Genomic DNA, 25,999 nt, shown 5'->3' on the forward strand with positions numbered 1-25,999 from the left:
TCTGCCACGCATTGTTCCGACAAGTGAACGCGCAGCCACTTATGTGGCCTTCCGTCTAAGCAAGACAAGGTAAGAATAGAACATGGGCAGCATGCATCCCGTACAGGTGATCGCGGTGACCGGCGGCAAGGGTGGCGTCGGGAAGACCAACGTGTCAGTGAACTTATCCCTGGCGCTGGCTGAGCTCGGCCGGCGCGTCATGCTGCTGGATGCGGATCTGGGACTGGCGAATGTCGACGTCCTGCTCGGCCTGACGCCCAAGCGCACCCTGGCCGACGTGGTCGAGGGCCGTTGCGAGCTGCGCGATGTGCTGTTGCAAGGCCCGGGCGGGATTCGCATCGTGCCGGCCGCCTCGGGTACCCAGAGCATGGTGCACCTGAGCCCGGCGCAGCATGCCGGTCTGATCCAGGCATTCAGCGATATCGGTGACAACCTCGACGTGCTGGTGATCGACACCGCGGCGGGCATTGGCGAGTCGGTGGTCAGTTTTGTCCGCGCAGCCCAGGAAGTGCTGCTGGTGGTCTGCGACGAGCCGACCTCGATCACCGACGCCTATGCCTTGATCAAGCTGCTCAATCGCGACTACGGCATGAACCGCTTCCGCGTGCTGGCCAACATGGCCCAGAGCCCGCAGGAAGGCCGCAATCTGTTCGCCAAGTTGACCAAGGTCACGGATCGCTTCCTGGACGTGGCCCTACAATACGTCGGCGCCGTTCCCTATGACGAGTGTGTGCGCAAGGCCGTGCAAAAGCAGCGTGCGGTCTATGAGGCATTCCCTCGTTCGAAATGCGCCTTGGCGTTCAAGGCTATCGCTCAGAAGGTCGACACCTGGCCGCTCCCCGCCAATCCCCGGGGGCACTTGGAGTTTTTCGTCGAGCGTCTGGTGCATCAAACGAGTGCGGGACCGGTTCTATGACTGCCAGTGGCTATCGCATGTATTCCAAGTCGTCGCGTGACAGCCAGTATGAACTGATCGAGCGTTACGCACCTTTGGTCAAACGTATCGCCTATCACCTGCTGGCGCGATTGCCGGCCAGCGTCCAGGTCGAGGATCTGATCCAGGCCGGGATGATCGGCCTGCTGGAAGTCTCGACCAAGTATGACTCGAGCAAGGGTGCCAGTTTCGAGACCTATGCCGGCATCCGTATCCGCGGCGCCATGCTTGATGAAGTGCGCAAGGGTGACTGGGCGCCGCGTTCGGTACACCGCAATACCCGTATGGTCAGTGACGCAATTCGTGCAATTGAAGCAAAAACCGGCCGTGACGCTAAAGATCACGAGGTTGCAGCCGAACTCCAATTGAGTCTCGACGATTATTACGGGATTTTGAACGATACCTTGGGCAGCCGCCTGTTCAGTTTCGACGACCTGTTGCAGGACGGCGAACATGAAGGGCTGCACGAGGACGGCGCGAGTGCTCATCTCGAACCGTCGCGCGACCTGGAAGATGAACGCTTCCAGGCGGCGCTGGCGGATGCGATTGCCAATTTGCCGGAGCGTGAGCGGCTGGTGTTGGCGCTGTACTACGACGAGGAGCTGAACCTCAAGGAAATTGGTGAGGTGCTGGGGGTCAGCGAGTCGCGAGTCAGCCAGTTACACAGCCAGTGCGCGGCCCGCTTGCGGGGGCGTTTGGGGGAATGGCGAGCGCGCTGAGGGCAGTGTGGGAATACTGCGAACGAGACCGGCATGGCGTTTGACGCCCTGCGGGTGACTCGGCCGGATGGGGTTTCCATGCAGTCGTTGAGTGTTGTGCCGAATTGATTGAACAGCGCGTCCAGGTGCTGAACGCGTTTAAGACTGCTTGGAGGTCGAATTGGACAAGAACATGAAAATCCTCATCGTTGACGATTTTTCAACGATGCGGCGGATCATCAAGAACCTGTTGCGTGACCTCGGGTTCACCAACACGGTTGAGGCGGATGACGGTACTACCGCTATTCCCGTCCTCAACAGCGGTAGCATCGACTTTCTGGTCACTGACTGGAACATGCCCGGCATGACCGGCATCGATCTGCTGCGCCACGTGCGTGCCGATGAAAAGCTCAAGCATCTGCCGGTGTTGATGGTCACGGCTGAAGCCAAGCGCGAGCAGATCATCGAAGCTGCCCAGGCCGGTGTAAACGGCTATGTGGTCAAACCATTCACGGCCCAGGCGTTGAAAGAGAAGATCGAGAAAATCTTCGAACGCATCGGCTGATGAAGTCCACCACGGGGGCGCTATGGAGCACAACGAATCTTCACTGGGTGATTTTGAACTAACCCTGAAAAAACATGCCCGCGAACTGGTCGACAGCCTTGAAAAAGGGCGGTTTGGCGACGCGGTGCAAATGATCCATGAGCTGAATCAGACCCGTGATCGTGGCCTGTACCTGGAAGTCGGCAAGCTCACCCGCGAATTGCACAGCGCCATTGTCAACTTCCAGATCGACCCGCATATGCCGCAGGCCGAGGAAGTTTCGCAGATAACCGATGCCACCGAACGCCTGTCCTATGTGGTCAGGCTGACCGAAGCGGCGGCCAATCGCACCATGGACCTGGTGGAGAGCGCGACCCCGCGGGTCACCGGCCTGAACGTCGAGGCCAAGGCCCTGGGTGCCGACTGGGGCCGTTTCATGCGGCGCGAAGTCGGTGCCCAGGAGTTTCGTGAGCTGGCGCGGCGGGTCGAGACTTTCCTGTCCCGCAGCGAGCAGGAAACCCGCGCAGTGTCGAGCGAGCTGAACGATATTCTGCTGGCCCAGGATTACCAGGACCTTACCGGCCAGGTGATCAAGCGCGTGACCCAGATGGTCACCGAAGTGGAAAGCAATTTGCTCAAATTGGTGCTGATGGCCAGTCAGGTCGACCGTTTTGCCGGTATCGAACATGACCGTGATGCGCTTCTTGCCGAAAAAGACCCACAAAAACAGATGGCCCAGGGTGAAGGTCCGCAGATTCATGCCGATAAACGTGAAGACGTTATGTCCGGTCAGGACGATGTCGACGATTTGCTTTCCAGTCTTGGATTCTAGGAGCACCCAAACACATGAGCTTCGGCGCCGATGAAGAGATCCTTCAGGATTTTCTGGTTGAGGCCGGCGAGATTCTGGAGCAACTGTCCGAACAATTGGTCGAGCTGGAAAGCCGGCCTGATGATGCGGACCTGCTCAATGCAATCTTTCGCGGTTTTCACACTGTAAAAGGGGGCGCCGGCTTCCTCCAGCTCAACGAGCTGGTGGAGTGCTGTCACATCGCCGAGAACGTGTTCGACATCCTGCGCAAGGGTGAAAGACGCGTCGACTCGGAGCTGATGGACGTGGTCCTGGAAGCGCTGGATGCGGTGAACGGCATGTTCAGCGAAGTACGCGAACGTGGCCCGATCACTCCGGCGACCCCGGAACTGCTGGCGGCCTTGGCGCGCCTGGCGGAACCGGCGGCTGCCGAAGCAGTGGCCGCGCCAGTGGCCGAGGTCGTGGCGCCTGAACCGGTCGCTGAGAGCGAGTCCGGCGACATCACCGACAACGAATTCGAATTGCTGCTCGACTCCCTGAACAGCGTCAAGGCCGCAGCCGAGGCACCCATGGCCATGGCCGTGGGTGCGGCGCAGGGCGAGGCTGGCGGCGATGAAATCACCGACGCCGAGTTCGAATCCCTGCTCGACCAGTTGCACGGCAAGGGCCAGTTCGCCGCGGACGCGGTCGCGGCACCGGCTTCGCCGGCAGCGCCAGCTGCCGCCAGCGGTGCGGCGGAAAGTAGCGATATTACCGACGACGAATTCGAAGCCTTGCTGGACCAACTGCATGGCAAGGGCTCGTTCAAGGTCGAGGCGCTCGATACCACCCCGGCGGCGGCCCAGGCGGCAGAGAAAACAGGCGCCGCCAGCGGCGACCTGATCACCGACCAGGAATTCGAATCGCTGCTCGACGAGCTGCATGGCAAGGGCAAGTTCACCGAAGTGGCCGCGACCACGGCGCCGGCCACGCCGGCCGCGACCAAACCGGCCGCTGCCGCACCTGCTGCCAAAGCGCCAGCTGCGGCCGCCGCGACGCCGGCCCCGGCCAAGGCTGCGCCAACTGCTGCTGCCGCACCGGCTCCAGCCCGTGCGCCGGCGCCCGCCGCCGCGGCTGCTGGTGACAAGCCGGCGGCGAGCGAAGCGGAAACCACTGTGCGGGTCGATACCGCACGCCTGGACGAGATCATGAACATGGTCGGCGAACTGGTGCTGGTGCGTAACCGCCTGGTGCGCCTGGGCTTGAACAGCGGCGATGAAGCCATGTCCAAGGCCGTGTCCAACCTCGATGTGGTGACCGCCGATCTGCAGACCGCGGTGATGAAAACCCGCATGCAGCCGATCAAGAAAGTCTTCGGCCGCTTCCCGCGCCTGGTTCGTGACCTGGCCCGGCAATTGAAGAAAGAGATCAACCTGGAGCTGGTGGGCGAAGAGACCGACCTCGACAAGAACCTGGTCGAGGCTCTTGCCGACCCGCTGGTCCACTTGGTGCGCAACTCGGTCGACCACGGTATCGAAGAGCCGGCCGACCGCGAAGCCATGGGCAAGTCCCGCAGCGGTCGGGTGATCCTCTCCGCCGAGCAGGAAGGCGACCACATCCTGCTGTCGATCTCCGATGACGGCAAGGGCATGGACGCCGACGTGCTGCGCAGCATCGCGGTGAAGAAGGGCCTGATGGACAAGGACGCGGCCGATCGCCTGAGCGAGACCGACTGCTTCAACCTGATCTTCGCCCCGGGCTTCTCGACCAAGACCGAGATTTCCGATGTGTCCGGGCGTGGCGTGGGCATGGACGTGGTGAAAACCAAGATTGCCCAGCTCAACGGCACCATCAACATCTACTCGACCAAGGGCAAGGGCTCGAAGATCGTCATCAAGGTCCCGTTGACCCTGGCGATCATGCCGACCCTGATGGTCATGCTCGGCAACCAGGCCTTTGCCTTCCCGTTGGTCAACGTCAACGAGATCTTCCACCTCGACCTGTCGCGCACCAACGTGGTCGACGGCCAGGAAGTGGTGATCGTCCGCGACAAGGCGTTGCCGCTGTTCTACCTCAAGCGCTGGCTGGTCAGCTCGGCCGCTCACGAAGAGCAGCGCGAAGGCCATGTGGTGATCCTTTCGGTGGGTACCCAGCGGATCGGCTTCGTCGTCGATCAGTTGGTCGGCCAGGAAGAAGTGGTCATCAAACCGCTGGGCAAGATGCTGCAGGGGACCCCGGGCATGTCGGGCGCCACCATTACCGGTGACGGTCGCATTGCCTTGATTCTCGACGTGCCGAGCATGCTCAAGCGTTACGCCGCACGGCGTATTTGATTCTGGTCCGGCGGCGGCGCTCAAGTCCGCCGCCGTGCCTAACGGAGTGTTTATGGTAGTCAAGGTCCTGGTGGTGGATGATTCGGGGTTTTTCCGCCGCCGCGTCTCGGAAATCCTTTCGGCGGATCCAAGCATCCAGGTCGTCGGTACGGCGACCAACGGTAAAGAAGCCATCGATCAGGCCCTGGCCCTCAAGCCGGACGTGATCACCATGGACTACGAGATGCCGATGATGGATGGCATCACGGCGGTGCGGCATATCATGCAGCGCTGCCCGACGCCGGTACTGATGTTCTCGTCCCTGACCCACGAAGGCGCCCGAGTGACCCTCGATGCGCTGGACGCCGGGGCCGTGGACTTCCTGCCGAAGAATTTCGAAGACATTTCGCGCAACCCGGAGAAGGTCAAGCAGCTGTTGTGCGAGAAGGTTCACAGTATTTCGCGCAGTAACCGCCGTTTCAGCAGTGTGCCCGCCGCCGCGCCGGCCGCGACGCCGGCACCGGCCGCCAGCAGCTACGGCAGTCCGGCTCCGGCGCCGCTGCGGACCACGCCAGTGGCCAGTCGTGCTCCGGCACACGCTCCGGCACATGCGACGGTTTCGACCTCCGGCGCACCGAAGCGCAAGGCCTACAAGCTGGTCGCCATCGGTACGTCCACCGGTGGCCCGGTGGCCCTGCAACGGGTCCTGACCCAGTTGCCGGCCAGCTTCCCGGCGCCGATCGTATTGATCCAGCACATGCCGGCGGCTTTCACCAAGGCCTTTGCCGAACGCCTGGACAAGCTCTGCCAGATCAGCGTCAAGGAAGCCGAGGATGGTGACATCTTGCGTCCCGGCCTGGCTTTGCTCGCGCCCGGTGGCAAGCAGATGATGATCGACGGGCGCGGCGCCGTGAAAATCCTGCCGGGCGATGAGCGTCTGAACTACAAGCCCTGTGTGGATATCACCTTCGGCTCCGCGGCCAAGTCCTACGGTGACAAAGTTCTGGCGGTGGTGCTCACCGGCATGGGCGCCGATGGTCGTGAAGGCGCGCGCCTGCTCAAGCAGGGCGGCAGTGCCATCTGGGCCCAGGACGAAGCCAGTTGTGTGATCTACGGCATGCCCATGGCCATCGTCAAGGCTGAGCTGGCCGATGCGGTCTACAGCCTGGACGAAATCGGCAAGCATCTGGTCGAGGCTTGCCTCTGATGGATGTGTTGAGCCTTATCGGGATTATCCTGGCGTTTGTCGCCATTATTGGTGGCAACTTCCTCGAAGGTGGTCACCTGGGCGCCCTGGCCAACGGTCCGGCGGCCTTGATCGTGCTGGGCGGGACCATTGGCGCGGCGTTGCTGCAATCGCCGATGAGCGCGTTCAAGCGGGCCATACAGATCCTCGGCTGGATCCTGTTTCCGCCGCGCATCGACCTGCCGGCCGGCGTCGAGCGGGTGGTCAACTGGAGCCTGACGGCGCGCAAGGAAGGCTTGCTGGGCCTGGAAGGCGTTGCCGAGGCCGAGCCGGATACCTACTCGCGCAAGGGCCTGCAACTGCTGGTCGATGGTGCTGAGCCGGAAGCTATCCGGAGCATTCTGGAAGTGGATTTCTACACCCAGGAAAGCCGTGATGTCGAGGCCGCCAAAGTCTTCGAAAGCATGGGCGGCTACGCGCCGACCATCGGCATCATCGGTGCGGTGATGGGCCTGATTCACGTGATGGGCAACCTCGGCGACCCTTCGCAACTGGGTAGTGGCATTGCCGTGGCCTTCGTCGCCACCATCTACGGCGTGGCCAGCGCCAACCTGGTACTGCTGCCGGTGGCGAGCAAGCTCAAGTCGATTGCTTTTCGCCAGTCACGTTACCGGGAAATGCTCCTCGAAGGCATCCTGTCGATTGCCGAGGGCGAGAACCCGCGCTCCATTGAATTGAAGCTGCAAGGCTTCATGGACTGATGGAGTAGACATGGCCAGACGTCGCCAACACGAAGAGCATGTGAATCACGAGCGCTGGCTGGTTTCCTACGCCGACTTCATCACGCTGCTGTTCGCTTTTTTCGTGGTCATGTACTCGATTTCCTCGATCAACGAAGGCAAGTACAAGGTTATCTCCCAGGCGCTGGTCGGGGTGTTCAGCGACGTCGATCGCAGCCTCAAGCCAATTCCTATCGGTGACGAGCGCCCGCTGACAGTCAAGCCGGCCGAGCCGCTGATCAAGGACAGCGAGCAGACTGACGCGGCCTTCGGCCAGGGCGCCAAGGATCCGCTGAAGAGCATCGCCGACGATATCAGCGCGGCATTCGGCGACCTGATCAGCTCCAACCAGATGACTGTGCGTGGTAACGAGCTGTGGGTCGAGATCGAACTCAACTCCAGCCTGCTGTTCGGCAGCGGCGACGCGATGCCCAGCGACATGGCGTTCAATATCATCGACAAGGTGGCGAAGATCCTCAAACCCTTCGACAACCCGATCCACGTCGAGGGCTTTACCGACGACCAGCCGATTCGTACCGCGCAATATCCCACCAACTGGGAGCTGTCATCGGCCCGCTCGGCGAGTATCGTACGAATGATGGCCATGGATGGGGTCAACCCCGGTCGCCTGGCCTCGGTGGGTTATGGCGAGTTCCAGCCGGTGGCCAACAATGCCACCGCCGAAGGCCGGGCGCGCAACCGGCGGGTGGTGCTGGTGGTGTCGCGCAACCTCGATGTGCGTCGCAGCCTGACAGGGACCGGCACCGCCAATGCAACACCGGACGCGGCCTTGAAGCGTGCTGGCACACAAACTGCACCGCCAGCGGTAAAGCAAGCGGTACGCGAGAACGCCGTCAAATCTCCGGCACCTGCTCTATAACTTGGCGCTATTTCTCGACCGGCTTGATACCGGTCGGGAGGAATACACTGAATGAGAGTCTGGGCAGTAGCCAATCAAAAGGGTGGCGTCGGTAAGACCACTTCCTCCATCGCTTTAGCCGGATTGCTGGCCGAGGCGGGCAAGCGCGTGGTCGTGGTCGACCTCGACCCCCACGGCTCGATGACCAGCTACTTCGGTTATGACCCTGATACCCTGGAGCACAGCACGTTCGACCTGTTCCAGCACCGGGGCACGGTGCCCACGGGCTTGCCCGGGCAGTTGTTGTTGTCCACCAGCGACGAACGGATTTCCTTGCTGCCGTCGAGTACCGCCCTGGCGACCCTGGAGCGCCTGTCACCGGGCCAGAGCGGCCTGGGCCTGGTGATCGCCAAGAGCTTGGCGCAACTGTGGCAGGACTTCGATTACGCGGTGATCGACAGCCCGCCGCTGCTCGGCGTGTTGATGGTCAATGCCCTGGCGGCGAGCCAGCAACTGGTGGTACCGGTGCAGACCGAGCACCTGGCGGTCAAGGGCCTGGAACGGATGGTCAATACCCTGGCGATGATCAACCGTTCGCGCAAGCAGGCTTTGCCCTATACCATCGTGCCGACCTTGTTCGATCGCCGGACCCAGGCCTCCATGGGCACCTTGCGGGTCCTGCGCGACAAGTTTCCGCAAACCATCTGGGAAGGCTATATTCCGGTCGACACACGCCTGCGCGATGCCAGCCGGGCCGGTGTCACGCCGTCGCAGTTCGACGGCAAGAGCCGCGGTGTGCTGGCTTACCGTGCCTTGCTCAAGCACTTGCTGACCCAGCAACTCATTCCGCAGGTGGCCTGAAATGACCCAGTCCTCAAGTCACCTGCCTGTCCAGCCGATACCCTTTACAGGTTACTGTAACGGGACATCTCCATGGGCATACACATGATCCGTCCTGTCGAAATCACCACACGGCCGCAAGTGGCGCTGCAATCCTATCTGGATGCCCTGCTGCAGGAGGCGACCGAAGAGCTGCCGCTGGAGGTCGCCGTCGCCGTCGAGGTGCCGGTATCGGTACCGCTGCTGGTGGAGCCGAGCCCGGCCGGCGAACTGGACGAGTTCCAGGCCGCCGTGCTTGAAGAACAAGCCCGTGACGCCTTGGCGGCGGCCCTGGCTGTCGCGGCGGTTGTGACGGCGCCAGCGCCGGCCCCGCGGGCGTTGGAAGTGCCGGCGGTGTCAGCGCTGGTGGTGCCGGTCGCCCCGGTGGTGGTGGAACCGGTGGTCGAGGTGCATCTGCCGCCTGCCGCGAACATCCCGCCGCCGCCGGTGGCGGGCGATGAGCGTCCGCATTGGGCGGCGGAGCCTTTCGAGTGCCTGCTGTTCGATGTCGCCGGCTTGACCCTGGCGGTGCCGCTGGTGTGCCTGGGCTCGATCTATTCGCTGGCCGGGCATGAGCTGACGCCGCTGTTCGGTCAGCCGGAATGGTTCCTCGGGATCCTGCCGAGCCAGGCCGGTAACCTGAAAGTGCTGGATACCGCGCGTTGGGTGATGCCGGACCGCTATCGCGACGATTTCCGCCAGGGCCTGCAATATGTGATCTCGGTCCAGGGCTACGAATGGGGGCTGGCGGTGCATCAGGTCAGCCGTTCCTTGCGCCTGGACCCGAATGAAATCAAATGGCGTACCCATCGTGGGCAGCGGCCGTGGCTGGCGGGCACGGTCATCGAACACATGTGTGCATTGCTCGACGTCTCCGAACTGGCCGAACTGATTGCCAGCGGCGCGGTGAAACACCTGCAAACGAACAAGCCAGCCAGCAAACCAACGAACAAATAACGGCGGCGTCGCGGTCCCCCCGCGAGGTTCGCCAGAGCACACACCGTATCAACGGTCATTGAGGGTCAGGGGTATGAATAAGTCGTCGTCCGCACAGAGTTCCGAAGATCCGATCCTGCAATGGGTAACCTTCAAGCTGGATAACGAGTCCTATGGGATCAACGTGATGCGCGTCCAGGAAGTCCTGCGCTACACCGAGATCGCCCCGGTACCGGGTGCACCGAGCTACGTGCTGGGGATCATCAACCTGCGCGGTAACGTGGTCACGGTGATCGACACCCGCCAGCGTTTCGGCCTGATGCCCACCGAAGTGAACGACAACACCCGGATCGTCATCATCGAGGCCGACAAGCAGGTAGTCGGCATCATGGTCGACAGCGTTGCCGAAGTGGTCTATCTGCGTCAGTCGGAAGTCGAAACCGCGCCGAACGTGGGTAACGACGAATCGGCCAAATTCATCCAGGGCGTGTGCAACAAGAACAACGAACTGCTGATTCTGGTTGAGCTGGACAAAATGATGAGCGAAGAAGAATGGTCCGAGCTGGAGAGCATCTGATTGATTCTTGAGGTCGCCGTTATTCTCCTGGCCCTGTTGTGGGCCGGGACCGTAGGGATGTTTGTGGTCTACGCTCGCAACCAGCGGTTGATTGCCGCGCAGCAGGCCGAGGGTGATGCGCTGCGGGACCAGCGCATCAAGGAGCTGGCGCGGCGGGTGGACAACTTCCAGAACGGCACCGTGCGCATGGGCGAGGACCTGCATGAGCTGCGGGCCGTCGTCGCACCACTACCGGAAAAGCTTGCCCAACTGGAGCAGCGTGACCCGTCGAGCCTGTCTTTCGCCCAGGCGGCGCGACTGGTGGGGATGGGCGCGAGTGTCGACGAACTCACGCAATCCTGCGGCCTGACCCAGGCCGAAGCGGAGTTGATGAGCAAGTTGCATCGGGGTTGAGACCTTCGTTGTTGGCCTGGCCCTGGCGCCCTTGCCGGGCGCCGCAAGGTTCAGTGTCGGGTCGCGATCCAGATCAGCAAGCCGGCCTGGAACATCGCAAAGGCCACCAGGCAGGTGATGGTGAAGCGCAAGCCGGTGTCTTCACGCTTGAACTTGCTCACGCGTTCTTCCTGCTGGCGCAGCTTCACTTCCTGTTCCAGCAGGTTCTGCTCGGCGGTTTGCAGCATCTGCGCCGCTTCGAGTATTTCGACGAATTGCAGCTTTTCGGTGTTCCATTGAATACGCAGTTCGCCGACCTGCACATCCTTGTAGCTACCCTTGAGGTGCAGCGGCGCATCCGCGTACTCGACCTGGTAACCCTGGACCTTCAGGAAGTGATCGCGGCGCAGGCGGGTGTCCTCGTTCAAGGCGTCCTTGTTTTGCAGGGTGGCGCCATCAACGCAGTAGTGTGACCACTTCTTCTGTGCCCAGATCGCGGCCTGGGCGGCCAGGAAACGCCCGATACCGCGATTCGCCGGTTCGACCTGCAAGCCGCTTTCCGGTCCGAAGTGCACGCGCTTGGTGCTGTGGTCGACCCACATGTCCAGATGGTTCTGTTCCTTGCGCACCCGTTGTCCCGGCAGTTGAATCTCCAGGCGCAGCAGGCTGCGTTCCTTGCTGTGCCGCTCGGCATAGCCGAACTGGACAAAGCGCAGCGGGCGGGCCCCGGTGGCACGGTCAGTGGTCAGCGGCGCCAGGCGCAGCAGCTTGAAGTGCTCGGCCTGGACGTCCGCCCACGGCAGTTCCACTGGCGTGGCTTCGGCGGCTTCGGCGGTACTTTCGGGTGAGGCTTGGGTATCAGTCATTCGGCAAGATCCTGTCCGTATCCAGCTTGCCGGTCACAATATCGGTACCGGCAATGGCTTATCGGCAGTTTTTGGCAGGACTGGAGCGGAAAGTGTCCTTGTGCCTGGCGCCGCTCCTCTGCCGGTCTTGAAGGCCTCTTCGCGGGCAAGCCCTGCTCCTACAGTCCAGTGTCGAACACAAACTTTGCACACGCCATAAACCTGTAGGAGCAGGGCTTGCCCGCGAAGCTTTTGGCGGCCCAAGCCGGATATTCAGTGGCGCGGCAACCCGTCAATAAAGGCCAGGATCCGACTGCCCAGTTCGGCGGCGAGGGGCAGTCGCGGGTCCCGGTAGGAGGCCAGTTGGCTCTTGAGGTCCTCGGGAACGATGCGCAGCACATGGTTCATGCCGCCGATCAGGACAAGCTGCGCATCCGGCTTGGCGGCCTTCAGCGCCTGGGCATCGCCGACACCGACCTGGATGTCGTTGCGGCCCTGGACAATCAGTGCGGGTATCTTCAGGCGGGCGAAGGCCGCCGCCGGGTCCTGGTGAAACAGACTGATCAGGTAAGGCTGGACGCTGGGGCGGAAAATCGGCATCAGCGGTGCGGGGATGTTGTTGTCCGGGCGCCCGGCCTTCAGGCTGTCGAGCAGTTCGTTGGCCCGCTGCATCAAGCTCGGCGGCAGGTTATTGGCCAGTTGCTGGCGTAGCACGCTGTCTACCGGACGGCCGCTGCCGGCGACACTGATCAGCGCCGCGGCGTCCAGTTTGGGCGCCGCCAGGGTGGCGATCAGCGCGCCCTCGCTGTGGCCGAGCAGGATCAGTGGCCCAAAACGCCGGTCGGCCTTGAGTTTCTCGCCCCAGGCCACGACATCCGCGGTATAGCCCTCGATGCTCAGGGTGCGTTCGTCGGGGGCGGCGGCGAGGCTGGCGGCCACGCCGCGCTTGTCGAAGCGCACACTGGCGATATTGTGACTGGCCAGCACCCAGGCCAGGCGCTTGAGGCTGTCGGTGCGCCCGCCGTCGGGGTTGTTGCCGTCCCGATCGGTGGGGCCGGAGCCCGCAACGATCAGCACCACCGGTACCGGCGCGTCGGAGCGCGGCAACAGCAGCGAGCCGAACAGCTCGCCGCTGCCGGTGTCGAGGGTGATGGGCTGTTGCAGTACGGAGGCTTGGGCAATAGCGGTGAACAGGGTCAGGGCCAGCAGAATCAATCGGAGCATCATCACGCCATCATTTACAGAGTGTCGGTTCGACTCGCAACCGAGGATAAGGTTCGAGGATGAACTACAGGGATAGCCCGCGTATACTGGCACGCTTGATCAAGACCCGATTCGCGGAGCGCCCTGCATGTCCGGCAATACCTACGGCAAACTGTTCACTGTCACCACCGCAGGCGAAAGCCATGGCCCGGCGTTGGTCGCCATTGTCGACGGCTGCCCTCCGGGTCTCGAGCTGTCCCTGGACGATCTGCAGCGTGACCTCGACCGCCGCAAGCCGGGTACCAGTCGCCACACCACCCAGCGCCAGGAAGCCGACGAAGTGGAGATCCTCTCGGGGGTTTTCGAAGGCCGCACCACCGGCTGCGCCATCGGCCTGCTGATCCGCAACACCGACCAGAAGTCCAAGGATTATTCGGCGATCAAGGACCTGTTCCGCCCGGCCCACGCCGACTACACCTACCACCACAAGTACGGTGAGCGCGATTATCGCGGCGGCGGTCGCAGTTCCGCCCGGGAAACCGCCATGCGCGTGGCCGCCGGCGCCATTGCGAAGAAGTTCCTGGCCAGCCAGGGTATCGTCATCCGCGGCTACATGAGCCAGCTGGGCCCCATCGAAATCCCGTTCAAGACCTGGGATTCAGTGGAGCAGAATGCCTTTTTCTGCCCCGATCCGGACAAGGTGCCCGAGCTGGAAGCCTATATGGACCAACTGCGACGGGACCAGGATTCGGTCGGCGCGAAGATCACCGTAATCGCCGAGGGCGTGATGCCTGGCCTCGGCGAGCCGATCTTCGACCGCCTGGATGCCGAACTGGCCCATGCGCTGATGAGCATCAACGCGGTCAAGGGCGTCGAGATCGGCGCCGGTTTTGCCTGCGTGGCCCAACGCGGCACTGAACATCGCGACGAGCTGACCCCCGAAGGTTTCCTCAGCAACAATGCCGGCGGCATTCTCGGTGGGATTTCCTCCGGTCAGCCGATTGTCGCGCACCTGGCCCTCAAGCCCACCTCGAGCATCACCACGCCGGGGCGTTCCATCGATATTCACGGCAACCCGGTGGACGTGATCACCAAGGGCCGCCACGACCCTTGCGTGGGCATCCGCGCCACTCCGATCGCCGAAGCGATGATGGCCATCGTGTTGATGGACCACCTGCTGCGCCACCGTGGACAGAACGCGGACGTGCGGGTCAGCACCCCGGTACTGGGCCAACTGTAATGCCGGGGGCGCCGCTCCCTTACTGGCGGTTGTCCAGCTTCTATCTGTTCTACTTCGCGTTGCTGGGAGCAACGGCGCCGTTCCTGGCGCTGTACTTCCATCATCTGGGGTTTGCCCCGGCGCGGATTGGCGAGCTGGTGGCAATTCCCATGCTGATGCGCTGCGTGGCGCCGAATATCTGGGGCTGGCTGGGCGACTACAGTGGTCGGCGCCTGGCGATCGTGCGTTTCGGCGCCGTCTGCACCCTGCTGGCGTTTTCGCTGATTTTCTTCGACAAAAGCTATGGCTGGCTGGCATTGGTCATGGCCCTGCATGCCTTTTTCTGGCATGCGGTGTTGCCGCAGTTCGAGGTCATCACCCTGGCCCATCTGAAGGTCCAGGGACAAGCGGCACGCTATAGCCAGATCCGCCTGTGGGGCTCCATCGGTTTCATTCTCACGGTGGTCGCGCTCGGGCACCTGTTCGAGGCGTTGAGCCTGGATATCTACCCGCTGGCGATCGTGCTGATCATGACCGGTATCGTCCTGAGCAGCGCCTGGGTCCCCAATGCCCAGCCGCCGAGCCAGGGACCGCGAGTGCCCGGCGAAGGTTTTCTGCGCCAGCTGCGCAGTCCCGGGGTGCTGGCTTTCTATGCCTGCGTCGCGCTGATGCAGATGAGCCATGGTCCGTACTACACCTTCCTGACCCTGCACCTGGAAAGCCTCGGCTACACGCGCGGGCTGATCGGTATGCTCTGGGCGCTGGGGGTGGTGGCGGAAGTGCTGATGTTCCTGGCCATGAGCCGGATCCTCGGGCGTTTTTCGGTGCGCCGGGTGCTGCTGGCGAGTTTCCTGCTGGCCGCCGTGCGCTGGCTGTTGCTGGGGGCGTTGGCCGATCACCTGGCGGTATTGCTGTTCGCGCAAGTGCTGCACGCGGCAACCTTCGCCAGCTTTCACGCCGCTGCCATCCATTTCGTGCAACGTAGCTTCGGCGCGCGCCAGCAAGGCCAGGGGCAGGCGTTGTACGCCGCACTGGCCGGCACCGGCGGGGCCTTGGGTGCGCTGTATGCCGGCTACAGCTGGAACAGCCTGGGGCCGACCTGGACTTTCAGTATCGCCAGCCTCGCGGCCTTGGCCGCGGCCATTATCATTGCCACACGCATGCAAGAGGAGCGGCCATGAGCCTGACCCGTGAACAATTGAGCCTGGAAATCGTCGAGGCCGGGCGTTTTCTGTATGGTCGCGGCTGGTCGCCGGCCACCAGCAGCAATTATTCGACCCGCCTGTCGGCCAGCCAGGCGCTGCTGACGGTGTCCGGCAAGCACAAGGGCCAGTTGGGCGCGGACGACGTCCTGGCCACCGACCTGGCGGGCAACAGCCTGGAGCCGGGCAAGAAACCTTCGGCCGAAACCCTGCTGCACACCCAGCTCTATGCCTGGCGAGCGGAGATCGGCGCGGTGTTGCACACCCATTCGGTGAATGCCACGGTGCTGTCGCGGGTGAGCCCCGGCGAGTTCATCGAGTTCGAGGACTATGAGCTGCAAAAGGCCTTCTCCGGGGTCTCGACCCATGAGTCCCGGGTACGGGTGCCGATCTTCGACAACGACCAGGATATTGCGCGGCTGGCGGCCAAGGTGCAGCCTTGGCTCGACGCGCACCCCGATTGCGTCGGCTACCTGATCCGTGGGCACGGTCTCTATACCTGGGGCGCGCGGATGAGTGATGCCCTGCGCCAGATCGAAGCGTTCGAGTTTCTCTTTGAATGTGAGTTGAAAGTCCGTTCGCTACGCGCTTGCTGAGTGGCGGCTTTTCCACGAGCCTGTTGATTGTCTGATTATCCGCTACGTCGGAGCGGCCGCTAGAGCGGGCCGACGTCGAGCCCAGTCGAGGAATAGAGTCCCATGAGCAGCCTGTCCGTTTATCACGTTTCATCCCCGGATCTCCCGAACAAGGTCCTGACCCACTTGGACGACATCAGTTCGACCCTGGCCGAGCAAGGGGTGCGTTTCGACCGTTGGCAGGCTGCCGCGCCGATTCAGCCCGGGGCCAGCCAGGAAGAAGTGATCGCCGCGTACCAGGTGCAGATCGATCGCTTGATGACCGAGCGCGGCTACGTCACCGTCGACGTCGTCAGCCTGAACAGTGATCATCCGCAGAAGGCCGAACTGCGCGCCAAGTTTCTTGACGAGCACCGGCATGCCGAAGACGAAGTACGTTTCTTCGTCGCCGGTCGTGGCCTGTTCACCCTGCATATCGGTGAGTACGTCTATGCCGTGCTCTGTGAAAAGAACGACCTGATTTCGGTTCCGGCCGGCACTGCGCACTGGTTCGACATGGGCGAACATCCGCATTTCGTTGCCATTCGCCTGTTCAACAACCCCGAAGGCTGGGTCGCCCAGTTCACCGGCGAAGACATCGCCAGCCGTTTCCCGCGTCTCGAAGACTGAGCCCGCCACTCCACCCAGAAGGACCCGAGATGCCGATCAAAGCCATCCTCACCGATATTGAAGGCACCACCAGTGCCGTGAGCTTCGTCTTCGACGTGCTGTTTCCCTATGCGGCCAGGCATCTGCCGGAGTTTGTCCGGCAACACGCCGAGCGCCCGGACGTGGCGGTGCAACTGGGGGCGGTGCGGCTGGATAGCGCCGAGCCGGCGGCGGATGTCGAGCGAGTGATCGAGATTCTCCTCGGCTGGCTCGCCGAGGACCGCAAGGCCACGCCGCTCAAGGCCCTGCAAGGCATGGTCTGGCAGCAGGGCTATGAGCTCGGCGAGCTCAAGGGCCATGTCTACCCGGACGCAGTCCAGGCGCTGCGGGATTGGCACGGGCAGGGGTATGCACTGTATGTGTACTCCTCGGGTTCGATCCAGGCACAGAAGCTGATCTTCGGTTGTTCCGAGGCCGGCGACTTGTCGCCCTTGTTCAGCGGCTATTTCGATACCACCTCCGGCCCCAAGCGTGAAGTCCAGTCCTATCGGCATATCAGCGAAGCCATCGGTTGCCCGGCGAGCCAGATCCTGTTCCTCTCGGATATCGTCGAAGAGCTCGACGCCGCGCGGCAGGCCGGCATGCTCACCTGCGGCCTGGTCCGCGAGGGGGGAGAGTTGTCCGGCCACCCGAACGTGAGCAACTTTGCCGCGATTGATCTGGCGGCACTCTAGTCAAGGCGATAAACAGAGGATGGGCGGCCGGCTTGATTAAAACTTGAGTCGGCCTTGTGTGCTTTAAGTTGTAGGAAATTGCCTGTTGAAATGTCGGGCATCCCTGTTTGTGTTTGTGGTTGCTTGTTAAATCCCCTTTCTGTGTAACTCTCTGTTTTTTGATGGGTGTTCGCCTGTGGCTGATAAGCGTTAGTCACGGCTGGGCGATCTATTGAAGCCAGAGGGAGAAACAATCATGAACGTTCCCGAACTGCTGGGGGCCGATGCCGTGCACAGGGTTTCGTGCCGGGTGGTCGATATCGCCGATTCGCGAGGACGGAATAAACAGGATTTTATTCAATCCTCCAAGGCGGCGTCCCACGTCGTCGTCGTGCCCGTGCTGGACAAGCCCCGTCGGTGCCGGCTGTCAAAGAGCAAGACCTTGAGCGAAAAGGAACTGGAAGTGTTGCGCTGGGCGCGAGCGGGCAAGACGGTCTGGGAAATCAGCATTATTCGCAATGTTTCCGAAGCGACGGTCAAGTTTCATCTACGCAATATCTATCACAAGCTGGGTGTGAGCAACCGGGCCCATGCCGTGGGTGAGGCGGTGAATCGTGGATTGGTCTGAGGCTGCGGCGCTAACTTGCAAGCGGCAAGCAGAAGCGGCGGCAGACAGTCTGCCATGCTTCGACTCGTGGTTGGCTGCTTACTGATAGGTCGGCAGTGCAAAGCGGTTCTGGCTTTGCAGCAGTGCAATGGACGGCAGTTCACCGGGCTCGCTGGCGAGGTCACGGCGAATGGCGCTGATCACCCAGGTCAGTTGTTCCGCGGTGTGTAATTGCGCGTAGGAAACCGATCGCCTGACTTGCTTGCCGTCGCTGCCCAGCAGGGTCAGCAAAATGCCTCCATCCGGACGCGGTTGGGTGGTGACCTTGTAGCTGGAAAATACCGAAGCGAATTTTTCCTGGATCAGGCTCATGTCTATGGACTCCTTTAGATCATGAAGGGCATGGAGTCATAGGTGCAGTGATTGTGCCAGTATGGGTTTTTAATAAAACCAATAAAAAACAATAGCTTATGTTTTTATTGATTTTACATCGTCGTGCATTTTGCAAGAACTGCCATCGTGCATCCTGCATTTTGCCGGTGTTCGGTCGTTCAGCGTGGCCTTGGCGTCGGGCTGCCTGCTTGCTGTTATTGATTGTTTCTATTGAAACGCTTGAAAAATAACGCATGACAGCGCACGGGGGGCTCGGGAAACTGCAGGCCTTTGCAGCCCTGTCCAAGCGACGCCAAGGAGAAGCCCATGTCCGACCAGGCCCGACAAATGACCGAAGATGAAGCCGCCGAGTTCGCCGAGCAGGTGTTCGATGTGGCGCGCAAGGGCGATGCGCCGATGCTTGCGGCCCTGTTGAGCAAAGGCCTGCCGCCAAACCTGCGTAACCATAAAGGTGACACCTTGTTGATGCTGGCCAGTTATCACGGGCATGCCGACGCGGTGCGCGTGTTGCTGGAGCACCAGGCCGACCCGCAGATACAAAACGACAACGGCCAGAGCCCGATTGCCGGCGCGGCCTTCAAGGGGGACCTGGAGATGGTCCGCTTGCTGATCGAAGGCGGCGCCCAGGTCGAAGGGACCTCGAAGGACGGTCGCACGGCGCTGATGATGGCGGCGATGTTCAATCGCACGGCTATTGTCGATTACCTGCTGAGCCAGGGCGCCGATCCCCGGGCGCAGGACGCCAACGGCGTCACCGCGCTGGCCGCGGCGCAGACCATGGGCGCGCAGGACACGACGGCGCAGTTGCGGAAGGTCCTCGGCTGAGACACTGCTGCAAACAGCGCATGCTGGCCTCGCTCACTTTTTCGCCGGCTTGCTGTTGCCGGGTATGTGCAGGTAGGACATCACGCTTTCAGTCAGTTCGGTGGCCAGTTTCACGGCTTCCTTGTTGCGCGCCATCACCCCGGCGACCAGACCTTCGATCAACGCCAGGACCGCGATGTTGGAGCTGGTCAACACGGCATGGTCGGCCGGGGCAAAGAGCACGTGCCGGGCGATGCCGGTCAGGGGCGAGGCCGGGGAGTCGGTGATGGCCAGTACCTTGGCGCCACGCTCATGCGCAAACCGCGAGAGCTGCAAGGTGTCGAGGGAATAGCGTGGTAACGAGATCGCCAGGAGAACGTCCTGGTCGGTGATGGCGGCCAGTCGATAAGCGGCGTTTTCATTGCCGCCTTCCATGCTGATGGCACTGGCGTCGGCGCAGAAGGGCATCAGCGTCGAGGCTGCAAGACCGGCCATATAGACGCTGTTGCCAAACCCGAGGATGTAGATCTTGCGAGCCTGGGTCAGGCAACTGACAAAGGCTTCGAAGGTGTCGGGGTGGTTGTTGGTGCCCGCGGTACCAAGGTTGCTGATCGCACCTTCGATTTGTTCATGCAGGCCAAAGGCGCCGCTGGGGCGATGCGCCAGTTCGTTGCGCAGTTTGTCCACCGGCGACACCATCTGTTGCAAGGTCGCCACCAGTTCGGCCTTCATGCCGGTGTAGCCCCCCAGGTTCAACGCCTTGGCCAGGCGGTTGACCGCGGCGGGCGAGGTGGCGGTGGCCTGTGCCATCTCCTCGATGGTCAGGGTGGCGGCTTTCAGGGGATGGCGGAGGATGAAGTCGGCCACCTTGCGTAGCGACGGCTGCAGGTCGGCAACGATTTCCGCTAGTTTGCGCATCACCGGTGCGGCATAGACCGTAGTGTTCTTCGAGGGGGGCGGCATATCCGGCTCAACATTTTCTGGGGGTGGAGGGGAGGGGGCCAGGGCATGGGGTGCGCGCCAGTGTAGCCGAAGCCAGCCGTCGACGTGCAGGGCACTGCGGCGGCTGGATCGCGACGCGAGGGTTATTTCAAGCTGCCGGAGAGGAACTGTCGGAGACGTTCGGACTGGGGCTTGAGCAGCACTTCACGGGGCTTGCCGCGTTCTTCGACCTGGCCCTTGTGGAGGAATACCAGTTGGTTCGAGACCTCCCTGGCAAAGCCCATTTCGTGGGTCACCACGACCATGGTGCGCCCCTCCAGGGCCAGGTCCTGCATGACTTTGAGCACCTCGCCGACCAGCTCCGGGTCGAGCGCCGAGGTCGGTTCATCGAAGAGCATCACTTCTGGCTCCATGGCCAGGGCGCGGGCAATCGCCACACGTTGCTGCTCGCCGCCGGACATGTGCGCCGGATAGGCGTTCAGACGGTGCCCCACACCGACCTTGTTCAGATAGTGTTCGGCCTTTTCCCGGGCCTCCTTGCGCGGCACGCCGAGGACCTGCACCGGGGCCTCCATGACGTTTTCAACGGCACTCAGATGTGACCAGAGATTGAAGTGCTGAAACACCATCGCCAGTCGCGAACGCATGCGTTGCAACTGCTTCGGTTCGGCGGCCTTGAGCCCGCCCGAGGCGTTGGCCACCAGCTTGAGTTGTTCGCCATTGAGGCGGATCTGGCCGGCGTTGGGTTGTTCGAGCAGGTTGATGCAGCGCAGGAAGGTGCTTTTTCCTGAGCCGCTGGAGCCGATGAGGCTGATTACATCACCGGCTTTCGCTTCCAGCGACACCCCCTTGAGCACTTCGTGGGCTCCGTAGCTTTTGTGCAGGTCCTGAATTTCAAGTTTGTACATGTTGTCCACTCTGCTGAAGTCAGTCGCTGAGCAAGCGACCTTGGCGAATCGGGGTACGACCGGCGACTTTGGCCAGCCACAAGCCGGGTTGGGCAAAACGCAGGCGTTCGCGCGCATAGAGGATGCCGTCGGTGCTGGCGGTCACCACGCTGTGCTGGTCGGTCAGCGGGTCGATGACTTCGAACAACGGGTCGCCGACCTTGACCTGCGCGCCCAGCGGTTGCAGGAAGCTGACCACGCCCGGATGCGGCGCATAGGCGTATTGCGCGCCGGCGAACGGCGTGGCTTCACAGCAGAGGTCGGGCGCGGCCGGCCATTGACCGCTGATCAAGCCCTGTTCGGCCAGGTAGCCGAGGATCTGCTCGGCGCTGGCGATACAGGACTCGCGATCAGTGTCGGCCATGCCCCGTAACTCGATGGTGGTGGCGATGCAGGCAAGGGGGATATTGGCCCATGGGAAGCGTTGGGCCAGTTGCACCCAGGGGCTGGCGCAGGCTTCGTCGAAGGCATTGCCGCCGGCATCCTCGGCCAGCAAGGCGACCCCGGCCCCCAGGCGCGCGGCCAGGGAACGCAGGCGTGACCAGTTTTGCGGCAGGGCGTAGAGCAGCATGATCGACTCGAAGTCGCAGTGCAGGTCCAGCACCACATCGGCATCACAGGCATGGCGTAATAACAGTCGACGCAAGCCGTCGAGTTCCGAGGTCGCCGGGGGCTGGCGCTCAATGGCCTCGAGCATGGCGTCGCGAATCAACCTGACGTTGGTCGCGGCGTCTGCCCCCAGCTGACCTTCCAGCCGTTGGGCCACGGCATCAGTCAGTTGCACAAAGTCGCGATTGAAGTTGCTCCCGCTGGAGAACTCGAAGCGGCCCTGATGGGTGGCCTGGAACAACTGTCCGATACCGATGGGGTTCGCCATCGGCACCAGTTCGATAACCCCGGTCAGGCGCCCCTGGTCTTCCAGTTCGCGCAGACGGCGCTTGAGTTCGACGGCGACGCGCATGCCCGGCAGTTCGTCGGCGTGCAGCGCGGCCTGGATGTAGGCCTTGCGCGTGCCGCTGCCGAATCGAAACAGCGACAGTCGGCGCTCGGTGCCCGTGGCGCTCCAGGGCAGGACGTAGTTTATTGGCTGCATGGCGGTTCCTTAGTGCTTGCGTGGGGCCAGATACGCCAGCCAATGGCGCTCGGCCAGCTTGAACAGACGGACGAGGACGAAGGTCATGGCCAGGTAGATCAGGCCGGCGGTGATAAAGGCTTCGAATGGCAGATAGAAGCGCGCACTGACGGTACGCGCCGCGCCGGTGATATCGACGAGGGTGACGATCGACGCCAGGCTGGTGGTTTGCAGCATCATCAGCACTTCGTTGCTGTACTGCGGCAGCGCCCGGCGCAAGGCCGAGGGCAGGAGAATGCGCCGGTACAGGGTCAAGCGCGACATGCCCATGGCCCGGGCGGCCTCGACCTCGCCGTTGGGCGTCGACTTCAGGCTGCCGGCGAGTAATTCCGCGCTGTAGGCGCTGGTATTGATCGCAAAGGCCAGGCAGGCGCAAAAGGTCGCACTCGACAGGTAGGGCCAGAGCAGGCTCTGACGCACCGCTTCGAACTGCGCCAGGCCGTAGTAGATCAGGAATAATTGCACCAGCATCGGCGTGCCGCGGATCACATAGGTGTACAACCAGGCCGGGAAATTGAGCAGCGGCGAGCGGGAGACCCGTAGTAGCGCCAGGGGGATGGCCAGCAGCAGGCCCAGGCCCAGGGCAATCAGCAGCAGTTTGAGGGTCAGCAAGGCACCGCTGAGATACAGCGGCAGGTTTTGCCAGATCACGTTGTAATCGAGAATCATCGGTTGCTCTCCACTCACAGCTCGGCGGCTTTGATGCCGACCGAATAGTGTTTTTCCAGGTAGCGCAGCACCAGCAGCGAGAGGCTGGTCAGCATCAGGTAGAGCGCCGCCACGGCCAGGAAGAACGTGAACGGCTCATGGGTCGCATCCGCGGCGTTCTTGGCCTTGAACATCATGTCCTGCAGGCCGATCACCGAGATCAGCGCGGTGGACTTGGTCAGCACCAACCAGTTGTTGGTGAAGCCGGGAATGGCGAGGCGAATCATCTGTGGCAGCAGAATCCGCCGGAACACCTGCGGACCGCTCATGCCATAGGCCGCCCCGGCTTCGCCCTGGCCGCTGTGAATGGCCAGGAAGGCGCCGCGAAAGGTTTCCGAGAGATAGGCCCCGAAAATGAAGCCCATGGTGCCGACACCGGCCATGAACGGGTCGATGTCGATGTAGTGGGTGTAGCCGAGCGCAAGGGCCAGGCGATTCACCAGATCCTGACCACCATAGAAAATCAGCAGAATCAGGACCAGGTCGGGGATGCCGCGGATTAGGGTGGTATAGCCCTCGCCCAGCCTCGCCAGCCATTTGAGCGGTGATAAACGAAACGCTGCACCGATCAGACCCAGGACAATGGCCATGGCCATGGCGCTCAGGGCCAGATTGATGGTCAGCCAGGCACCCTCGAGAATGCTCGATCCGTAGCCGTGAAGCATGATGAAGTTCCTCGCCCGAAACGCCGATGGCGCGCGGGACAAGCGGGAGAAGGGCGCCCGCGTCAAGCCGGCGCCAGGTCACGGGGAGACTTACTCGCCGTAGATATCGAACGCGAAGTACTTGGCCTGTATCTGTTGGTACTGGCCGTTGGCGCGGATGGCGTCGATGGCCGCGTTCAGGCGCGTGGCGTTCGCCGTATCGCCCTTGCGCAGGGCGATACCGGCACCGCGGCCGAAGTATTTCGGGTCGTTGATATCGGGCCCGACCAGGGCAAAGCCCTTGCCTACGGGCGTTTTGATAAAGCTCTCGTCGGTGTTGACGATATCGGCGAGGGTGGCGTCCAGGCGACCCGAGGCCAGGTCAAGAAAAGCCTCGTTCTGCGAGGAGTAGCGCACGATCTCGACGCCGGCTTTCTCCAATTGTTCGGTGGCGAAACGGTCGTAGGTGGAGGAGCGCTGCACGCCGACTTTCCTGCCCTTGAGATCCACCAGCGGGTCGTTGATCAGGCTGCCGGCCTTCATCGCGAACTTGCCCGGCGTGTGGTAGTACTTTTGGCTGAAGTCGACCGACTTCAGGCGGTCCTCGGTGATCGACATCGACGACAACACCGCATCGATCTTGCGCACCTTGAGCGAAGGGATCATCCCGTCGAATTCCTGGATGACCCATTGGCACTTGATCTTCATCTCGGCGCACAAGGCATTGCCGATGTCGTAGTCGAAACCACCGAGGTTGCCTTCCGGGGTCTTGTAGGAAAAGGGTGGGTAGGCGGCTTCGATACCGATACGCAGACTGTCCTCGTCGGCATGGGCCGGGATGCTGAAGGCGCAGAGGGCCAGGGCACCTAGAAGTCCGGTCTTGTTCATATTGTTGACTCCTGTTGTCGGGGGCGGTTCTGAAACGTGAACGAGGTGCCGTCCGGGCTGGCGTAGCGGGTGGGCCCGCAGGATCTTGTCGTGGCTATAAATGACACGTTTTATTTCATAAATCAATTTTATGAAAATAAAAATGCCATTATTTGCCGTGACAATGCCGCCCGCCGGCTTGGCGACAGGGATTCAGGAGCGGACGGCCCGGCCTCGGAGGGAATTGGTGTATCCTTCGCGGCCGTCATTTTCTCCGCTGCAGGACCTGCCCATGAAAACCGCCCTCGTCGAACTCATCAGCAAAATCAGCTCCGGCTGCATGAGCGAGGCCGAAATCCAGCAGATCGCCGATGAGGCGACCCAGGCTTACGCCGACGCGGCCGGCTTCCTGGCGGCCAACCCGGACATCAACTATGACGACAGCTTTCCGATGCCCCTGGGCGAGTGGGTGGTAGTCGGCAGCCTGCCCGAGACCGTGCTGTTCCAGGCCGATACCTACATGGATCTGTTCGCCCGGATCGTCGAGTCCTTCGGCAAGGATGTGCCTTTCAACATCAAGCCCAAGCAGTTGGCCAAGGTCGAGGCCTTGACCGCGTTGAACCGTATCCAGGTTCAACTGAGCAGCATGAATCCGGAAATGGGCGGCTACGTGCTGGTGAATTTCAGCCAGTTGCTGGACGACGAACTCCAGGCGGTGCTGGTCTACGGCAATGACCTACCGCGGGTACTGGCCCTGTGCGAGGAAGTCGGGATTGCCGCCGCGCCATCCCTGGAAGCGTTGCGGGTCGCGCTGCACGTCTGAGCCCCGGAATAAAGTGAACCCTGGCGGTGAGCGGCTATCCTATGGGGCAGATCCTCATCCAAGGAGCAAGACCATGGGTTCCACTTTCAACGGCCTGATCGGCCTGATCATCCTGGCGCTGGATATCTGGGCCATCCTCAATGTGCTGAAAAGCAGTGCCGAGACCGGGATGAAGATTCTCTGGATCTTGCTGATCATCCTGCTGCCGGTGCTTGGCCTGATCATCTGGGCGGTTGCCGGGCCGCGCGGCAATCTGCGTTAGTGGTGGTGAATGCACGCTTGAGCTGGGTGTCGACCCGGGGCAAAGGGGGGGGGCACATTCCGATCGCATCTCGGAAATTGCCTACGATTTTGGTTGTATGGGGCTGATGGTGTTTATACGGATAAAGTCCTAGGGTTTGAACAGGGTAAAAAGTTTGGAAGCTTTGCCCCCAGGCTTCTCCTGGATTCAAGGGAAGCGCTGTCCCGAAACCCTACGCTAAAGGATTAGCCCATGCCGGAGATGAGTATGGAACAGGCCCAGCTTGAGAAGACCCATGTCGAGATTGCCAAGCTTATCGCCGAGCAACGCAAGCTCAATGCCGAGGCGGGGAAGATGACTCGTGAAACATTCTGGTACCCGGTCGCGATTGCCGTTGGTTTTGTCGGTACCGTGTCGACTGTTACCGCATTGCTGATCAAATATCTCGTTCCCTGAGTGCGGAAGCCATCGGCCTTTGTCCAGGGAAGGTTCGACCTGTCATCGTTCGCAACGTAGAATGCGCGCCTTTCTCGGATTATCACGGTAATGGCCATTAGCGCCCATTGCCGGTTCGATAGCCCGCCATGGGCGGGTAATCGTCCGTTGCCACTCGCATTCAC

The 25,999-nt window shown here is 61.9% G+C and carries 30 protein-coding genes and 1 pseudogene; 22 read left to right on the forward strand and 9 right to left on the reverse strand.

The features are described 5' to 3' along the window. Window positions 1-82 precede the first annotated feature (82 nt). The 12 genes from fleN to M5B96_RS24500 all read left to right on the forward strand — a co-directional run bounded on the left by fleN (window position 83) and on the right by M5B96_RS24500 (window position 10,887). Window positions 83-916, forward strand: a complete 834-nt coding sequence (gene fleN / locus M5B96_RS24445; protein WP_040069867.1) for a flagellar synthesis regulator FleN — start codon at window positions 83-85, stop codon at window positions 914-916. After that, complete coding sequence (gene fliA / locus M5B96_RS24450) at window positions 913-1,653, forward strand: RNA polymerase sigma factor FliA (RefSeq protein ID WP_017124408.1); 741 nt, start codon at window positions 913-915, stop codon at window positions 1,651-1,653. The genes fleN and fliA overlap by 4 nt, the downstream gene beginning before the upstream one ends. 172 nt (window positions 1,654-1,825) lie before the next feature. Next, window positions 1,826-2,197: a chemotaxis response regulator CheY gene (locus M5B96_RS24455; protein WP_003183998.1), complete on the forward strand. Its 372-nt coding sequence runs from the start codon at window positions 1,826-1,828 to the stop codon at window positions 2,195-2,197. 22 nt (window positions 2,198-2,219) lie between these two features. Next, a complete protein-coding gene (locus M5B96_RS24460; protein ID WP_248799560.1) occupies window positions 2,220-3,008 on the forward strand; it encodes a protein phosphatase CheZ in 789 nt (262 codons plus the stop codon). 14 nt (window positions 3,009-3,022) lie between these two features. Further along, a complete protein-coding gene (locus tag M5B96_RS24465; protein WP_248799561.1) occupies window positions 3,023-5,299 on the forward strand; it encodes a chemotaxis protein CheA in 2,277 nt (758 codons plus the stop codon). Window positions 5,300-5,351: 52 nt separating this feature from the next. Then, window positions 5,352-6,485: a protein-glutamate methylesterase/protein-glutamine glutaminase gene (locus tag M5B96_RS24470; RefSeq protein ID WP_248799562.1), complete on the forward strand. Its 1,134-nt coding sequence runs from the start codon at window positions 5,352-5,354 to the stop codon at window positions 6,483-6,485. Further along, entirely contained in the window at window positions 6,485-7,225 is a 741-nt protein-coding gene (locus M5B96_RS24475; protein WP_248799563.1) for a flagellar motor protein, read from the forward strand. The genes M5B96_RS24470 and M5B96_RS24475 overlap by 1 nt, the downstream gene beginning before the upstream one ends. Window positions 7,226-7,235: 10 nt before the next feature. Next, the gene (gene motD / locus M5B96_RS24480) at window positions 7,236-8,123 is read left to right on the forward strand and encodes a flagellar motor protein MotD (RefSeq protein WP_248799564.1); all 888 of its coding nucleotides are present in this window, start codon (window positions 7,236-7,238) and stop codon (window positions 8,121-8,123) included. Between the two features lie 51 nt (window positions 8,124-8,174). Then, window positions 8,175-8,963: a ParA family protein gene (locus M5B96_RS24485; RefSeq protein WP_248799565.1), complete on the forward strand. Its 789-nt coding sequence runs from the start codon at window positions 8,175-8,177 to the stop codon at window positions 8,961-8,963. Window positions 8,964-9,047: 84 nt separating this feature from the next. Further along, window positions 9,048-9,938 (forward strand): CheW domain-containing protein, encoded by an 891-nt coding sequence (locus M5B96_RS24490; protein ID WP_248799566.1) that lies wholly within the window; start codon window positions 9,048-9,050, stop codon window positions 9,936-9,938. Window positions 9,939-10,011: 73 nt separating this feature from the next. Beyond that, window positions 10,012-10,494 (forward strand): chemotaxis protein CheW, encoded by a 483-nt coding sequence (locus M5B96_RS24495; protein WP_040069887.1) that lies wholly within the window; start codon window positions 10,012-10,014, stop codon window positions 10,492-10,494. Further along, on the forward strand, window positions 10,495-10,887 hold the full coding sequence (locus M5B96_RS24500; RefSeq protein WP_248799567.1) for a DUF2802 domain-containing protein: 393 nt from the start codon (window positions 10,495-10,497) through the stop codon (window positions 10,885-10,887). A 50-nt stretch (window positions 10,888-10,937) separates the two neighbouring features. Here M5B96_RS24500 and M5B96_RS24505 read toward each other — a convergent pair whose 3' ends face one another. After that, window positions 10,938-11,732, reverse strand: a complete 795-nt coding sequence (locus M5B96_RS24505) for a hypothetical protein (protein ID WP_248799568.1) — start codon at window positions 11,730-11,732, stop codon at window positions 10,938-10,940. Between the two features lie 252 nt (window positions 11,733-11,984). Further along, entirely contained in the window at window positions 11,985-12,938 is a 954-nt protein-coding gene (locus M5B96_RS24510) for an alpha/beta hydrolase (protein WP_412548647.1), read from the reverse strand. Window positions 12,939-13,062: 124 nt separating this feature from the next. On the opposite strand from M5B96_RS24510, the gene aroC reads away from it, so the two are divergent. From aroC to M5B96_RS24540, 6 genes and pseudogenes are all read left to right on the forward strand, one after another. After that, window positions 13,063-14,154 carry a chorismate synthase gene (gene aroC / locus M5B96_RS24515; protein ID WP_248799569.1) on the forward strand — a complete coding sequence of 364 codons (1,092 nt, stop codon included), beginning with the start codon at window positions 13,063-13,065 and terminating at the stop codon, window positions 14,152-14,154. Further along, entirely contained in the window at window positions 14,154-15,314 is a 1,161-nt protein-coding gene (locus tag M5B96_RS24520; RefSeq protein ID WP_248799570.1) for an MFS transporter, read from the forward strand. Before aroC ends, M5B96_RS24520 begins: the two co-directional genes overlap by 1 nt. After that, window positions 15,311-15,931 (forward strand): methylthioribulose 1-phosphate dehydratase, encoded by a 621-nt coding sequence (locus tag M5B96_RS24525; RefSeq protein WP_248799571.1) that lies wholly within the window; start codon window positions 15,311-15,313, stop codon window positions 15,929-15,931. Before M5B96_RS24520 ends, M5B96_RS24525 begins: the two co-directional genes overlap by 4 nt. Window positions 15,932-16,033: 102 nt before the next feature. Continuing rightward, entirely contained in the window at window positions 16,034-16,579 is a 546-nt protein-coding gene (locus M5B96_RS24530) for a 1,2-dihydroxy-3-keto-5-methylthiopentene dioxygenase (RefSeq protein WP_248799572.1), read from the forward strand. Window positions 16,580-16,608: 29 nt separating this feature from the next. Next, a complete protein-coding gene (gene mtnC / locus M5B96_RS24535) occupies window positions 16,609-17,292 on the forward strand; it encodes an acireductone synthase (RefSeq protein ID WP_248799573.1) in 684 nt (227 codons plus the stop codon). Window positions 17,293-17,719: 427 nt separating this feature from the next. Then, window positions 17,720-17,899, forward strand: a pseudogene (locus tag M5B96_RS24540) (response regulator transcription factor); the annotation flags it as partial. Between the two features lie 78 nt (window positions 17,900-17,977). On the opposite strand, the gene M5B96_RS24545 reads toward M5B96_RS24540, so the two are convergent. After that, window positions 17,978-18,250: a DUF3509 domain-containing protein gene (locus tag M5B96_RS24545; RefSeq protein ID WP_248799574.1), complete on the reverse strand. Its 273-nt coding sequence runs from the start codon at window positions 18,248-18,250 to the stop codon at window positions 17,978-17,980. A gap of 327 nt (window positions 18,251-18,577) precedes the next feature. Here M5B96_RS24545 and M5B96_RS24550 point away from each other — a divergent pair, with 327 nt between their 5' ends. Further along, complete coding sequence (locus M5B96_RS24550; RefSeq protein WP_248799575.1) at window positions 18,578-19,096, forward strand: ankyrin repeat domain-containing protein; 519 nt, start codon at window positions 18,578-18,580, stop codon at window positions 19,094-19,096. A gap of 33 nt (window positions 19,097-19,129) precedes the next feature. Here M5B96_RS24550 and M5B96_RS24555 read toward each other — a convergent pair whose 3' ends face one another. The 6 genes from M5B96_RS24555 to M5B96_RS24580 form a co-directional block, all read right to left on the reverse strand. Next, window positions 19,130-20,038, reverse strand: a complete 909-nt coding sequence (locus tag M5B96_RS24555) for a MurR/RpiR family transcriptional regulator (protein ID WP_248799576.1) — start codon at window positions 20,036-20,038, stop codon at window positions 19,130-19,132. Window positions 20,039-20,160: 122 nt separating this feature from the next. Beyond that, window positions 20,161-20,925: an ABC transporter ATP-binding protein gene (locus tag M5B96_RS24560; RefSeq protein WP_248799577.1), complete on the reverse strand. Its 765-nt coding sequence runs from the start codon at window positions 20,923-20,925 to the stop codon at window positions 20,161-20,163. A 19-nt stretch (window positions 20,926-20,944) separates the two neighbouring features. Next, window positions 20,945-22,057, reverse strand: a complete 1,113-nt coding sequence (locus M5B96_RS24565; RefSeq protein WP_248799578.1) for a succinylglutamate desuccinylase/aspartoacylase family protein — start codon at window positions 22,055-22,057, stop codon at window positions 20,945-20,947. Window positions 22,058-22,066: 9 nt separating this feature from the next. Further along, window positions 22,067-22,765, reverse strand: a complete 699-nt coding sequence (locus M5B96_RS24570; RefSeq protein ID WP_248799579.1) for an ABC transporter permease — start codon at window positions 22,763-22,765, stop codon at window positions 22,067-22,069. Window positions 22,766-22,779: 14 nt separating this feature from the next. Further along, window positions 22,780-23,469, reverse strand: a complete 690-nt coding sequence (locus tag M5B96_RS24575; protein WP_248799580.1) for an ABC transporter permease — start codon at window positions 23,467-23,469, stop codon at window positions 22,780-22,782. Window positions 23,470-23,559: 90 nt separating this feature from the next. Then, on the reverse strand, window positions 23,560-24,336 hold the full coding sequence (locus tag M5B96_RS24580) for an ABC transporter substrate-binding protein (protein ID WP_248799581.1): 777 nt from the start codon (window positions 24,334-24,336) through the stop codon (window positions 23,560-23,562). A gap of 271 nt (window positions 24,337-24,607) precedes the next feature. On the opposite strand from M5B96_RS24580, the gene M5B96_RS24585 reads away from it, so the two are divergent. From M5B96_RS24585 to M5B96_RS24595, 3 genes are all read left to right on the forward strand, one after another. Continuing rightward, window positions 24,608-25,138, forward strand: coding sequence for a hypothetical protein (locus tag M5B96_RS24585; protein WP_248799582.1), 531 nt, complete (start codon window positions 24,608-24,610; stop codon window positions 25,136-25,138). 73 nt (window positions 25,139-25,211) lie between these two features. Next, the gene (locus tag M5B96_RS24590) at window positions 25,212-25,400 is read left to right on the forward strand and encodes a PLDc N-terminal domain-containing protein (protein WP_248799583.1); all 189 of its coding nucleotides are present in this window, start codon (window positions 25,212-25,214) and stop codon (window positions 25,398-25,400) included. Between the two features lie 246 nt (window positions 25,401-25,646). Further along, window positions 25,647-25,835 (forward strand): hypothetical protein, encoded by a 189-nt coding sequence (locus M5B96_RS24595; protein WP_191488733.1) that lies wholly within the window; start codon window positions 25,647-25,649, stop codon window positions 25,833-25,835. Window positions 25,836-25,999: the final 164 nt, after the last annotated feature.

It is taken from the genome of Pseudomonas sp. MWU13-2105 (assembly GCF_023242315.1).
Lineage (GTDB): Bacteria > Pseudomonadota > Gammaproteobacteria > Pseudomonadales > Pseudomonadaceae > Aquipseudomonas.